The sequence below is a fragment of the Fimbriimonas sp. LA-C6 genome (genome assembly GCF_055398105.1).
Genome location: NZ_AP038796.1, coordinates 4,129,895 through 4,143,229, shown reverse-complemented (window position 1 = coordinate 4,143,229; position 13,335 = coordinate 4,129,895). Strand labels below are relative to the sequence as shown.

Below are 13,335 nucleotides of genomic sequence, written 5' to 3'. Positions count from 1 at the left end.
GAAGTGAGTCGGGTGGGGGTGGATGCGCGTTTCCGAGCGCGTTCGCGGTGGCACTGGTAGAATCGATGTCGGCCCGTGGCCTGATTTCCCTATGACTCACCCATCACAGAAACCCTCACGCGACGCTGTTCAGGGCTGGCGCGATCTTAAGTTCGGCATGTTCATCCATTGGGGGCTTTTCTCTTTGGCGGGGGGTGTTTGGAAGGGGGAGAGGGTGACTCGCGGGTACAGCGAGCAGATTCAGATGTGGGCGGGGGCGTCTCATGAGGAGTACGCGGCGTTTGCGGAGGGGTTCAATCCGACGAACTTTGATCCGGATGCGATCTGTGCTTTGGCTAAGGCTGCGGGGATGAAGTACATCGTGATTACTTCGAAGCACCATGATGGGTTTTCGATGTTTCACACGAAGATGTCGGACTTCAACATCGTGGGCCGGACGCCTTATAAGAAGGATCCCATCAAGCTTTTAGCCGAGGCCTGCCGCAAGCACGACCTGAAGTTTGGAGTGTATTTCTCTCTGGTGGATTGGAGCCAGGGGCATGAGTTTGACGGGAACAACGAGAATCCTCTTTCGGATGAAATGGAGGAGTTTATTGTGGGTCAGCTGTACGAGTTGGTTACCCGTTATGGGTCGCTGGTGGAGCTTTGGTTTGACATGAGCTCGCCCACGCCTGCCCAGAGCAAGCGGTTTGCCGATCTGGTTCACAAGTTCCAGCCGAACTGCATGGTGAACTGGCGTGTTTGGAACAACCAGGGCGACTTTATTGTGATGGGCGACAACGAGACGCCGGATTACAAGATTAACGAGCCCTGGGAAACTCCTGCGTCGATCTACCATTCGACTTGGGGTTACCGCTCATGGCAGGAGCGAGGGGATGTTGCGGGCAAGGTGAAAGAGCTTACGACGAACCTGATCAAGGTGGTTTCGCTGGATGGTCAGTATCTGCTGAACATCGGCCCGATGGGGGATGGTTCGGTGGTGCCTTTTGAAGCGGATGTTCTTCAGGGTATGGGTCATTGGGTGAAGCGGCATGGCGAGGCTCTGTTTGCGACGATACCGAACCCCTATGAGACTCAAGAATGGGGTGTGGTTACGGCGAAAAAGGATGCGCTTTACCTCCATATTTTGGAGTGGCCTACCGGTGGCACGGTGACTCTTCCCCGCTTGCAGAACTCCGTGGTTGCGGTCAGCAGTGTTGACGGCTCGATTAGCGAGACCTTGAGTTGGCAGAAGGAGGGCGAAGACGTGGTGATCAAGCTGCCGTTGCGTCCTCTGAACCCGATTGCTACCGTGATCAAGGTGGAGTACTCGGGTCTTTTGAAGGTGTCGCCTCGGGTTGTTTGTGGGTTGGAAGGGGTGATTCCGGCGAGTGCGTGGACGGAGTTTTACTCGCAATCGGGGAGCAGCTACGAGGGTCAGCGGCGAACAACTGTGGAGCGGACGGTTTGGGTACGCGCTGGTAAGTCGGGGACATACTCGCTGGTGTTTCGAGGTGTGGAGAACACGGGCAATAAGCTGTGCAGCATCAAGTGCGGCAGGCAGACTCTGAAGGCGCGGATCGCGGACGGTGTGCCGGTGAAGGGGTTGGAGTTGGCTAAGGGTGAGCTTTCGCAGATTACGATCAAGTTAAGCAACCCGACGCACCGGCAGGAAGACCTTGGGTTTACGTTTGAGACCGTTGAGTTCTTAGGTTAGTCGAGCATGCCTTCTAGCCATTCTTCGGCTGGGAGGACTACTTTGTCGACCATGTCTTCGATGAGGTCCTCGGGGCGCTCGTAGGACTGGGTGGGCAGTACCCAGGGGCACGGTTCAATGCTGTCGAATTCGCCCCACTGCTCTTGGGTTTCCCAGTGGATGGGCTGCACGGGGAGCATGGTGTTGGTTTGGATAACCGAGGCGAGCTCGTGGGGGAGGCAGTCTGAGCCTGAGATGTCTACGATGATGAACCGGGCGCAGGAGCAGAGGATTTTGAGTGAGCGGCGTGTGTCGGAGACCGGTGGTTTGTCGTAGTTGTAGAACGCTGCGACGTAGCCGAACTCTTCTAGAACTGCTCTCAGGCCATCGATCACTGCGAGAGAGTCCAGGGCGAACTGGCCCATGATGAGGACGATTCCAGAGTCGAGTGGTGATGGGTGAATGTCGCCGTTTGGCGCCTTCATGAGTGTGGCGTAGGCTTCTGCAAGGCTTAGGCTGTCTACGGAGAGGGTGGGTTCATCGAGGTCGGAGAAGATGATGTTCCGTTCGATCGCACCGTCGAGGGTGAGTTCTGATGTGCTGATGCCGAGAACGAAGCAGCTATCGAGCACGGCGTGATCGAGTTGCGTGTTGTGGATGCTGCAGAGCCGCAGATCGGTGAGTGTGAAGTCGACTCGCCGGAGGTTGCAGTTGACGATGTTGGCATGGCGGAAGGTGGCCTCGCTGAAATCGGCTTCGCAGAAATTGGCGGAGTCCATGAGGGAGCCGGTGAGATCGCAGAACCTCATGTTGGCCCCGATGCCGACGGCGTTTGAGAGATTGATATCGAGGAGGGCGGCGCTTTCGAAGTTGGTGTCTCGCATGGAGGCACCGGCGAGGTCTGCTTCTACCAGGGCAGCGCTTTGGAGGATGGCTTTGTCTAGGTTGGCGTTTCTGAGATCGGCTTCGTGGAGGACGGCTTCGGTGAGGTCGGCCTCGCTTAGGTCGGCTTCCGAGAGGTTGTATTGGCTGAGCTCTAGGCCTGAGAGGTCTGCGCCTCTTAGATCGACGCGTTCGGCTGGCTCTAGATCGCGCCATGCGTTCCAGATGTCCGCTCCTTGTCGCAGTCGATCTAGCTGAGTTCGATCCGCCATTTTGGGGTGATTATGGGTGGATTGGTGGCGGAATTGTTTTCATTCTTCTGGAAAATTAACGCTTTCGTCCGTGAATTTTGCGTCGGGGGGTTGGTTTTTAAGTACGGGAGGGGCGTACAACACCCGGGCTATGGAGCTTTGACCTCGTCCGGGGTCATCCGGACGGGCGTGAGAGCGTTTGGGATTGGGACTGATTTGGTCAGTCGTCCACCCTCACCCAACCCTCTCCCTCACGGATGAAGGAGAGGGCTCGGCGGGGCTATTTGGCTTGGATTTTTACGGGGTGGCCGTCGTATTGGATGGTGGTATCGGCTTTTGTTGAGTTGGGGATGCCTGTTCCGTGGCCTGGCTTGACGAACACCACTTTGAAGGTGTGTTTCTTGGCCATTCCTGGGAAGGATCCTTTTCGTTTGCCTAGGGTGAGGGTTTGGGTGGCTTCGTTCCACGTGATATCGGTGGTTGCGTAGGCGCCGTGCTCGTAGGCATAGCCGTCACCTTGATCTTCGTAGAGTGTGAAGTGCCCGTCTGCTCCTTTATAGACTCTCAGCTCGGTGGTGGTTGTCTTTTGGGAGGCGTATTGGACGTCAGAGCCGTAGGGGATGATGGCACCTGCTTTTACGTAGATGGGCATCGTTTGGATGGGGGCCGACGCGGAGAGAGTTTGACCGCCTGCGAGTTTTTGTCCTGTCCAGAAGTCGTACCAGGTGGTTCCTTTTGGCAGGTAGACGTCGCGTTTGGACGCTTTCGGTTGGGTGACTGGGCACACCATGAGGGAGGGGCCGAACAGGTATTGGTCGGGGATATCTTGGACCTTGGGATCGTTTTGGAAGTCTAGGATGAGGCCTCGCATCATGGAGTCGTTGTTTGAGGTGACTTGCCAGGACGTTGAGTAGATGTAAGGGATGAGGTGGTAGCGGAGGTGGTTGTATTGGATGAGCACCTTTTGGGTCGCTTCATCGAATCTCCAGAACTCCTTGGGGCCGTCTGTTCCGTGGATTCGGAGCATGGGGCAGAAGGTGCTGTACTGGAACCATCTTGTGAAGAGTTCTCTGAAGTTGGGGTTGTTGGCGTTGTTGCCGAAGAATCCACCTGTGTCGGTGTTCCAGTAAGGGATTCCGCTTAGGCTGAAGTTGATTCCAGCTGGGATCTGCTTGGCGAAGACGTCCCAAGTAGAAGAGATATCTCCAGACCAGGTGACGGCAGAGTTTCTTTGCTGACCGGCGTAGGCTGAGCGGGTGAGGATGAAGACGCGTTTGTCTTTGTTTTCGGAGCGCTGACCCTCGTAGACGGCTTTGGTGTGCATGAGGGGGTAGGCGTTGAAGACTTTGGCGCCTGGGCCTGCGGCGGTTTTGAAGTCGCGGTATTCGCCCCATGCCCCGGAGAGTTCGGGTTCGCTGGCGTCTAGCCACCAGCCGTCGATGCCGAAGGCGGCGAGTTGACGGGAGATCTGCTTCCAGTAGACTCGGCGGCCTGCGGCGCTTTGCGGGTCGTACCACTTCCCTTGCCCGGCGGGAAATACGTAGGGGATGGTTTTGGCGTACATGCCGCCGACGCTTTCGAGTTCGGTGACGTTGCGGTTGGGGTTTTTGCCATCGGCTGGGACGTCGAACTTCGGCCAGACCGAGATGAGCATGTGGACGTTATCGGCGTGGAGGTCCTTCATCAGCTGAGCTGGGTTGGGGTAGCGCTTAGGATCGAATTCGTGGGATCCCCATGGTGCTGGGCTCCAGTATTGCCAGTCCTGGATGATTCCGTCGAAGGGGATTTTTCGGCTGCGATAGCCAGCAACAATGTCGAGGAGTTCTTTCTGGGATGTGTAGCGCTCGCGGCTCTGCCACATGCCCCAGGCCCATTTGCCAAACATGGGGGCTTGGCCGGTGAGTTTTCTGTAGTTAGATACGACCGCTGGGAGTTTGGGGCCGTACATGAAGTAGTAGTCGATTGCGTTGGCAGCTTCGGAGTTCCAGACGACTTTGTGGTCTTTGGAAGGGACCTGCCAGGCGAGTTTTACGACTGAATCACCGATGTTTTGGTTGAATTCGAACCGGATTTTGTGACGGGAGTTGGGTTTGAAGTTGAGTTTGACGGGGATTGAGACGATGGCTCGGTCGTTCCAGTCTTCGAGAACTTTCTTGCCGTCGATCCACAGTCGAATTCCGTCGTCTCCGGAAGCAGTCAGTACGTAATCGCCTCCATTTTTGACTTCGAACGAGCCTGTCCAGCGGACGCTGTATCGGTCATGTTCGAGGCCTGGAGGTGGTGTTTGGGTCCAGTTGAAGTCGATCTGGGCGTCTTTGCGGGTGCTGACCAGTTTCTCGAAGTTCTTGCCTTCGTAGTAGCGGGCAGTTAGGCCGCCAGGTTGGCCGTCTTCGTCATAGAAGTTTGCTGCTGGGATGATCGCTTCGCCATCGGAAGCAACGTTGACGTCGGTGACTGCGGGATTGTCCCAGAGGATGCCGTAGCCTTTACTTGACAGGAGGACGGGGACTGCGACTTCGCGGTTTTCTTGTTGCAGGTGGATGGTTCTGCCCACGTAGTTCATGCCCGCTTCTTGATGTTGGCCCAGACCGTAGATGCCTTCGCCTGGGGCCAGGGTGAACTCCTGTCGGCTCTTGTAGGTTTTGTAGGTGCCGATGGTGTTGGGGGTGAGGGTTCCGGGTGTTCGCTCAGCGAGGATGGGTTTGCCTTGGAGGTCGAAGAAGGCGACTGTTCCGGTTTTCTTGTTGACTCGCGCTTCGAGAGCGGAGGTTTTTAGCGAGATTTGGTTGCCTTTCTGTTGGGTGGTCCACTTCGTCTTGGAAGGCTTACCGATCACGGCTAGACTGGAGTCTGTTGGTTTGCTGCCCTTCCAGAACTGGACACGGACGATCTCGGGCGAGAAGACCTGCAGGCGAAGGGTGCCAGCGTTGACGGGGATGGAGAGTCCATCTTTGTCTTTGATGAATGGGGCTGCGTTTAAGACGAGCGACAATGCAACAGTCGAAACTCCTAGCATCTGCACTTGTTACCCCAACGGCGTTCGTTTGTACCCTGTTAATATCGGGCGATCACACTGTACTATTGAGCCGTGCAGACGACTCGACTAGAAGCCTTCAGTGATGGGGTGCTTGCGATCATTATCACGATCATGGTTTTGGAGTTGAAAGTGCCCCATGGGACCGATTGGAAGTCGCTTGAGCCTTTGTGTACGGTGCTCTCGTGTTATGTATTGAGCTTTGTGTATGCAGGGATTTATTGGAACAACCATCACCACATGCTTCACTTGACCAAGCGCGTGACGGGTGGGATTCAGTGGGCAAATCTTCACCTGCTCTTTTGGTTGTCGCTTGTGCCTTTTACGACGGCATGGATGGGAGAGAACCACTATGCGAAGGTTCCCACTGCCGTCTATGGGGTGGTTTTGTTTATGTCTGGGTTGGCCTACCAGATATTGCAGTTGACCATTATTCATAGCCAGGGTCCGGACTCTCCGTTGGCACATGCCATGGGTAAAGACTATAAGGGGAAGGCTTCCCCCGTTCTGTATGCGATTGCGATTGCCAGCTCGTTTTGGTCGGAGTGGATTGCCCTGAGCATTTATGCTTTGGTGGCTGTGATGTGGGTGATTCCGGATCGACGCATTGAGAAGCACCTTCAGGCTCACGAGGCACACATGCATCATGAGCATGGTGTTGAAACACGTTCTCAGTAAAAGCCACTAGATTGCAACTACCATTGGGGCAGCCTGCATGTTATGCTAGGTTCGATCGTTCACGATTGGAGCCTAAAACACATGCAGTTTTCTTTACGCTTTGCGGCCATGGGCCTTGCTGTTGCCGTTTCTTCTAGCCTGATGGCTCAGACGCCGGACGCTTCCGTTATTAGTCAGATCAAAGACGAGGGGATGAATCGCTCGCAGGTGATGCAGACGCTGAGTTACCTGACGGATGTGATTGGGCCTCGGCTTACTGCTTCGCCTAGTATGAAGCGGGCGAATGAGTGGACCCGGGACAAGCTGACTTCTTGGGGGCTTTCGAATGCTCATTTGGAAGCATGGGGGCCTTTTGGTCGTGGTTGGCAGCTGGATCGGTTCTCGGCTCAGGTGACCTCGCCGGTGGACTTCCCTCTGATTGCTTATCCGAAGGCTTGGTCGCCTGGAGTTCGTGGTTCAGCTGAGGTCGTGCTGGTAGATGTGGCAACCCTTGAGGAGTTGGCCAAGTTCAAAGGCAAGCTGAAGGGCAAGATTGTTTTGAGCGGGACTGAGCGACCGTTGCCTGCTCACTTTAAGGCGCAGGGTTCTCGTTATACCGATGAGGAACTGGCGGCGATGACCTCGGCGGAGGCTCCTCGTCCTCGGCGGCAGGCTGGTGCAGCGGCTGCTCCGGCTGCGGGGGCTAATGATTTTCGGGCTCAGATGGCTTTGGCGACGACCAAGCTCCGGTTCTTTATGGAAGAGGGCGTTTTGGCTGTCGTTGACGGGGCTCGGGGTGATGGCGGCACGATGTTTGTGCAGTCGGCTTCGGTTCCTCCTCCTGTAACTCCGGCTACTCCAGCATCAGGTTCTGGAGCACGAGCCGCTCGTGGTGTGTCTGTGTGGGACAAGAGTGCTCCCAAGACTGTGCCCCAGGTATCGGTTTCGTCGGAGCAGTTCAACCGGATGGTTCGGATGATTCGTCAGGGCGAGAAGTTGAAGATGAACCTTGATTTGAAGGTGAGCTTCTACAGCAAGGACCTGATGGGTTACAACACGGTTGGCGAGTTACCTGGGACTGATCTGAAGGACCAGGTGGTGATAATCGGTGGTCACATGGATTCGTGGCACAGCGGGACGGGTGCTACAGATAATGGGGCGGGTGTTGCGGTTGCGATGGAAGCGATTCGCATTTTGAAGGCGCTGAATCTGAAGCCACGGCGCACGATTCGGGTTGCGCTTTGGAGTGGCGAAGAGCAGGGTCTGTTTGGATCGCGCGCTTACGTTGCCGAGCACTTGGGTTCGTTCTCTGCTCCTGCTGCTGGGTCCACTGCACGAGAGTTGACGAAGAAGTCTGAGTGGGACAAAGTGAGTGCGTATTACAACCTGGACAATGGCACGGGCAAGATTCGTGGCATCTATCTACAGGGGAATGAGAAGGTCGGGCCGATATTTAAGGAATGGCTCACGCCTTTCCAGGACATGGGGGCCTCGACCGTGACCATTCGGAATACGGGAAGCACGGACCATGTATCGTTTGATGCGGTGGGTGTGCCTGGGTTCCAGTTCATTCAGGACACAATTGAGTACGACAGCCGGACTCACCATAGCAATCAGGATGTGTATGACCGCATTCAGGCGGATGACTTGAAGCAGGCGGCGGTGATTATGGCGACGTTCCTTTATAACACGGCTCAGTTGGATGAGAAGTTGCCGCGCAAGTCTCTGAGCGCGGGTCAGTAAGGGCTTCGTGCCCAGGACTCCGGGCTGCCTTAATGGCGGCCCGGTCTGCTCGGGTTGGGAAATAAGATTCGAGTTGAGTCGTCAGGTCTTGATCTTTGATGCAACGATTTCGCTTAAAGAACTCATCCTCTATCTCGGAGCATTCCTTCATCTAGCCACTCTTTTCAGCTGAGCAAATGTTAGAGCCTCATGTAAGTCCCTTTCAATCTCGGGGATAGCACTTTACCACGGGCATTTGCCGGGAGATTGACTTCATCCAAATTCACTTCTGCCTATCTCGTCTAACATGGATTTTGTAGATTTCAGCGGATCGGATTCCAATCTAATGGATTTCCGCCAGGAAAAGCAGCTGCAAAAAGGTCCACAATAGGACCTGATCAAGTCCAGCAACTATGATGGCTTCTTTTCGGAGACATGTTTCGAGCAGTTATGAAGATTACAATTCTAGTAGATAATCCAAGTTCCTGGATGGTTCCTTACGCTTTGGGACTCAAATCAACGCTTCTTGAAGAAAAGCACGACGTTTGTCTCATCCACTCCCACGATGAGATTGAACGTGGAGACGTTCTAGTCTTGCTCTCTTGCGAGCGGCTCCTTAAGAGAATTGATCTTAACAAGCACAATATTGTGGTTCATGCGAGTGACCTGCCCTATGGCAAGGGGTGGTCGCCGTTGACATGGCAAATTCTTGAGGGCAAGAATGACATACCCGTAACATTGTTTGAGGCCGACGAAACGATCGATACGGGTGAGATCTACTTCCAGGATTGGATTCATTTTGAAGGGCACGAGCTTGTCGATGAAATGCGAGCGAGTCTGGCCAAAGTCACGTTGGACCTCGTTTTAAAGTTCATACGCTCGATGCCAAATGTAGTCGGTAAAGCTCAACCTGAAGGAGTTGGTAGCTCTTACGGGCGAAGAAGACCCAAGGATAGTGAACTGGACATACACAAGTCTATCGATTCGCAATTCAATTTATTTCGCGTGAGCGACAATGAAAAGTATCCTGCTTACTTCGTACGGAACGGAGTGAAGTACATTTTAGAGATTCGGAAGGAACTATAAGTTTCCCTACACCGATTTAGAGGACAATCATGCAATGGTTGCACGGGTGCTGAATTCGAGGTGCTCACTACTTACGGGCGGTGTACGCTGTAGTTGTCAAATGATTAGACTTCAATTGGTTCTCTTTGCCGCCCTGCTCAGTTGTGTCACTTTCGCACAGACTTCGAGCGCACCACGGATCTTTAAGGCTGTTCGATCTCCTGAAGTTGCCGCCGATGGGAAAGTGACTTTCCGGTATGCGGCTGCGAATGCGAAGCGAGTGAGTCTTTCGCGTGAGGGCGCTGCGGATGTGCTGATGACGAAGGATGCGCGGGGGATCTGGTCTTATACAACCTCGGCACTTGCTCCCGACTACTACTGTTACTACTTCATTGTTGATGGCGTGCAAGTGAGTGATCCTGCCTGCAATTTACTGAAGCCGATGATCACGGGTGGGGCGGAGAGCATTGTTCATGTACCCGGTCCCGCATCCCTGAGTTGGGAGGAGAACGATGTCCCCCATGGTGTTATTCACCGTCAGCGTTACGCTTCAAAGATCTTGGGCGAGACGCGGGAGTACCTTGTCTACACACCTCCTGGATATGACCCGAGTAGTCGCAAGCGTTATCCGGTGCTTTACCTGCTGCACGGGGTTATGGAGAGTGAGATTGCGTGGACCAATGTTGGTAAGGCCCATGTAATCTTGGACAATCTGATCGCTCGCAAGCAGGCGAAGCCGATGCTTATTGTGATGCCGCTTGGTTATGGATTTGCTAATTCGGCGGACCGAGTTGGCGAGATATTTGTGAGTCCCACTGCGAAGCAAAAGGGTTGGTTCGACAGTTTTGGAGAGACGCTGCTGAATGAGGTGATGCCTCAAGTGGAGAGTAGCTACCGCGTTAGTAAGGGCCGGGAGTCGCGGGCTATAGCTGGTCTCTCTATGGGTGGTGCTCAGGCGCTTTATCTTGGACTGAATCACCTGGACAAGTTTGGAGAGGTTGCGTCCTTTAGTGGGGCGTTCATCATGTACGGCCAGAGTCTCGATTCCTGGTTTCCGGGTCTTTCTAAACCCCATCCCAAACTTGGTTCGCTCACCATCGACTGCGGCGCAGAAGATTTCTTGATCAAGAGCAATCGCGACACTCGCAGTTGGCTAAAAAAGCAGGGGTTTGTGGTGACTGAGGGTGAGACACCTGGCGCGCACACATGGCCTGTTTGGCGGCGTAACTTGACGGAGTTGCTGCCGAGACTCTTTCGTTAGCGCCACTGGATTGGCCCCTCTACGACGCCGTTTGAGTGGATGATGAGGTAGCTCTGGTCGGGGCTTCCTCCTGCCCAGTCGCCGGAGTTGATGTAGACGCGGCCTCTTGGGAAGGTGTAGCGGTCGGGTAGGTGGGTGTGGCCGAAGGTGACGACTTTGACCTCTGTTCCCTGCTCTTTTTGGATGCGTCTGAAGGCGCGTCTGGCAGCTTCGCGGTAGCGGTAGCGGGCTACCCAGGCTCCGATTCCGTCGCGGCAATCATGATGGATGTCACCTTCGTGTTCCCAAGGGAGAATTGCGCTCTTGGCCGATTGCAACTCGTGCGGTGAGAGTAACTTTTTCATGCCGACTTTGGCTTGGTGGTGCGAGGTTCGCACTGCGGATGGGCCTCGGAAAAGCTGGAGGATGGCGTAGCGGAGGTAGAGCCAGAGGAAGGGGTCGTAGCGGTGGCCGTGCTCGAAGTAGACCCAGCGGTCTTTGCTGCTTTTCAGGAGGATGGACGGGTTCCAGGCGACTCGGAAGGCGCTCCATTTGAGGGTTGGGCAGATGTAGCGCACCCCTTCGATGCCGATGTCGTGGTTGCCGGTGACGTAGGTGATGGGCTTTGCTATGGTAGCAAGTTCTTGGAGCGTGGGCTCGTAGGCAGCTTGCAGCACTCCTAGCGGGCCTTCGTTTAGGTCTGGATAGGGGTCCTGGGTTGGATCGCAGTCGATGGTGAGGGTGGTTACGTCTCGTTGGTTGACTGGGTTGGGCGGGGCATCTAGGATGTCGCCGTTGATGTAGACCTCGTTGACCCTTGGGTTGTTGCTAACCCATTGAAGAAAGTCGGAAAAGGTCTGGTATCGGGTGGGATCGAGGTCCCAGGTGTCGATGTGGATGTCCGAGAAGAGGATGGAAATGGGACCTTCTTCGGGCGGGGCGGGTTGTTGTTCGATGCCGTGTTTGCGACGGTAGAGGGCATCTAGGGTGTTTTCCCAGAGCCATTCTCGGACGGAGGAGCCAAGGCCTATCCACACAAACTCCAGCATGAAGACGAAGAGCATGCCGCAGAGGATGCCTATGGCATAGACGACGGAGTCGCCGTTCATATTTTTCCGCTGATCAGCTTATCCATGAAGCCAACGAGTTGGTTGAGGATGGTGAGTCCGACAACGATTCCGATTCCTGCGCCGATGCCGGATGCCACTCCTTGCCAGAGGTGGTCGGCTTTATGAAGCGTGAGCCAGAACATGGCAATAAGAAAGCCTGCAATCAGACCAAAACCAAAAACAACTATCCACTTCATCGCTTCTCCTAGCCCTGATAGTCTCGCACTTTTAGAGACTATTGTATTGATAACCAAGATACAGCATACTAGGTTATGCCGTTACATTTAACAGGTCGCGTCTTACACGCCGATGACCCCAGTTGGAACACCGCTCGACATGGATTTGCAGCTAGCGCGGATTACGATGCCAATGTGCCACGGGCGATTGTGTTTGCCCAGTCTGCTGAAGACGTTGCAAACGCCGTAAAGTGGGCTCGAGCGAACAACGTGAAGGTGCGGGCGCGGTCGGGGCGGCATAACTATGAGGGCTACTCTTCCCTGGCTAAGGATGGACTGATTATTGATATCAGCGAGATGGACCAGGTGAGTGCGAGTGACGATAGCGAGTATGCGACTGTCGGCGCGGGCATCGACATGTTGAGTTTGACGGAGAAGCTTGCCGATGTTGGTGTGACGATTCCCTTGGCGACTGGACCGACTGTAGGTCTTGGTGGGCTTTGTCAGGGTGGCGGATTTGGTGTGACGTCGCGGTTGTTGGGGCTGACGTGTGACAGCGTGGTGGACATTCAAGTGGTGAATGCGGATGGGCACATTCTGCATGCGAACGAGAAGGTGAATCCCGACCTGTTTTGGGCCATTCGCGGTGGCGGTGGTGGCAACTTTGGGATTGTCACTCAGTTCAAATTCAAGGTCCACAAAGTGGATCTGGTGGGGATTTTCAACATCTACTACCAGTGGAGTGACTTTGAGACCATTGTGGACATTTGGCAGAAGTGGGCATCGACGGCCGAGTGGGGGCTTACTTCGCTGATCAGCCTTCACAGTGATCAGACGATTGTGATTCAGGGGCAGTATACGGCTCCTCCTGAGGACATGCCGAAGCTGCAATCTTTGTTGATGCCGATTCTTTCGGGACCGGCACCCATTAACCTGCAGATCATGGTGGTGCCCGCGGTTGTTGGCGCACGCATTACATTTGGCGTTGATCCATCGAACCCGACTTGGGCGATTCGCAATCATGACGACATGCAGTTGTTTAAGAGCACCTCAGCGTTGGCTTACTCACTGTTTCCGCCTGAAGCGATTGCCAAGTTTAAGAAGGGTCTGGAGAGTGTGCCACCTCTTTCGGCACCCCCTAGTCAGCCTTCGATGATTCAGCTTCTGGGTGGTGGGGGCAAGATGGCTGAGCTGGCTACCGATGCGACAGCCGTGTTTTACAGGAAGGCGATGTTTGTGGTTCAGTACGACGGATATTGGACTGCGCCCCAAGATGAACAACCGACGGTTGACTGGGTGGTGAACTTCCGGAAGGAGATGCTGCCTTATGCGAAGGGAGCTTATGTGAACTATCAGGATTCGCAGCTGGGGCCGGATTGGTTGGAGCAGTATTACGCGGGCAACCTGGAGCGGCTGCGGAAGGTGAAGAAGGAGTATGACCCTTCGAACTTCTTTACGTTCCCACAGAGCATCCCGCCGGCGCCTTAAGGGGTTGCGCCGGCGCTATGGTATGGTCTTCGGGCG

Annotated in this window: 10 protein-coding genes; 6 read left to right on the top strand and 4 right to left on the bottom strand. The window is 54.8% G+C overall.

Annotated elements, in window-relative coordinates:
• Positions 1-91: 91 nt before the first annotated feature.
• Positions 92-1,696 (top strand): alpha-L-fucosidase, encoded by a 1,605-nt coding sequence (locus ACZ51B_RS19115; RefSeq protein WP_464294940.1) that lies wholly within the window; start codon positions 92-94, stop codon positions 1,694-1,696.
• Here ACZ51B_RS19115 and ACZ51B_RS19110 read toward each other — a convergent pair.
• Positions 1,693-2,829: a pentapeptide repeat-containing protein gene (locus tag ACZ51B_RS19110; RefSeq protein ID WP_464294939.1), complete on the bottom strand. Its 1,137-nt coding sequence runs from the start codon at positions 2,827-2,829 to the stop codon at positions 1,693-1,695. The genes ACZ51B_RS19115 and ACZ51B_RS19110 overlap by 4 nt on opposite strands.
• A gap of 259 nt (positions 2,830-3,088) precedes the next feature.
• The gene (locus ACZ51B_RS19105; RefSeq protein WP_464294938.1) at positions 3,089-5,824 is read right to left on the bottom strand and encodes a TIM-barrel domain-containing protein; all 2,736 of its coding nucleotides are present in this window, start codon (positions 5,822-5,824) and stop codon (positions 3,089-3,091) included.
• Positions 5,825-5,896: 72 nt separating this feature from the next.
• Between ACZ51B_RS19105 and ACZ51B_RS19100 the strand changes: the two genes are divergently transcribed.
• The 4 genes from ACZ51B_RS19100 to ACZ51B_RS19085 all read left to right on the top strand — a co-directional run bounded on the left by ACZ51B_RS19100 (position 5,897) and on the right by ACZ51B_RS19085 (position 10,547).
• Complete coding sequence (locus tag ACZ51B_RS19100; protein ID WP_464294937.1) at positions 5,897-6,520, top strand: TMEM175 family protein; 624 nt, start codon at positions 5,897-5,899, stop codon at positions 6,518-6,520.
• Between the two features lie 81 nt (positions 6,521-6,601).
• Positions 6,602-8,242: a M20/M25/M40 family metallo-hydrolase gene (locus ACZ51B_RS19095; RefSeq protein WP_464294936.1), complete on the top strand. Its 1,641-nt coding sequence runs from the start codon at positions 6,602-6,604 to the stop codon at positions 8,240-8,242.
• Between the two features lie 429 nt (positions 8,243-8,671).
• Positions 8,672-9,307 carry a formyltransferase family protein gene (locus tag ACZ51B_RS19090; RefSeq protein WP_464294935.1) on the top strand — a complete coding sequence of 212 codons (636 nt, stop codon included), beginning with the start codon at positions 8,672-8,674 and terminating at the stop codon, positions 9,305-9,307.
• A 100-nt stretch (positions 9,308-9,407) separates the two neighbouring features.
• Positions 9,408-10,547: an esterase gene (locus tag ACZ51B_RS19085; RefSeq protein ID WP_464294934.1), complete on the top strand. Its 1,140-nt coding sequence runs from the start codon at positions 9,408-9,410 to the stop codon at positions 10,545-10,547.
• Here the strand turns inward: ACZ51B_RS19085 and ACZ51B_RS19080 are convergent.
• Together ACZ51B_RS19080 and ACZ51B_RS19075 are read right to left on the bottom strand one after the other, a co-directional pair.
• Positions 10,544-11,635 carry a metallophosphoesterase gene (locus ACZ51B_RS19080; protein ID WP_464294933.1) on the bottom strand — a complete coding sequence of 364 codons (1,092 nt, stop codon included), beginning with the start codon at positions 11,633-11,635 and terminating at the stop codon, positions 10,544-10,546. The two genes, ACZ51B_RS19085 and ACZ51B_RS19080, sit on opposite strands and share 4 nt — an antisense overlap.
• A complete protein-coding gene (locus ACZ51B_RS19075; protein WP_464294932.1) occupies positions 11,632-11,832 on the bottom strand; it encodes a hypothetical protein in 201 nt (66 codons plus the stop codon). The genes ACZ51B_RS19080 and ACZ51B_RS19075 overlap by 4 nt, the downstream gene beginning before the upstream one ends.
• 75 nt (positions 11,833-11,907) lie before the next feature.
• Between ACZ51B_RS19075 and ACZ51B_RS19070 the strand changes: the two genes are divergently transcribed.
• On the top strand, positions 11,908-13,299 hold the full coding sequence (locus tag ACZ51B_RS19070; protein WP_464294931.1) for an FAD-binding oxidoreductase: 1,392 nt from the start codon (positions 11,908-11,910) through the stop codon (positions 13,297-13,299).
• Positions 13,300-13,335 lie beyond the last annotated feature (36 nt).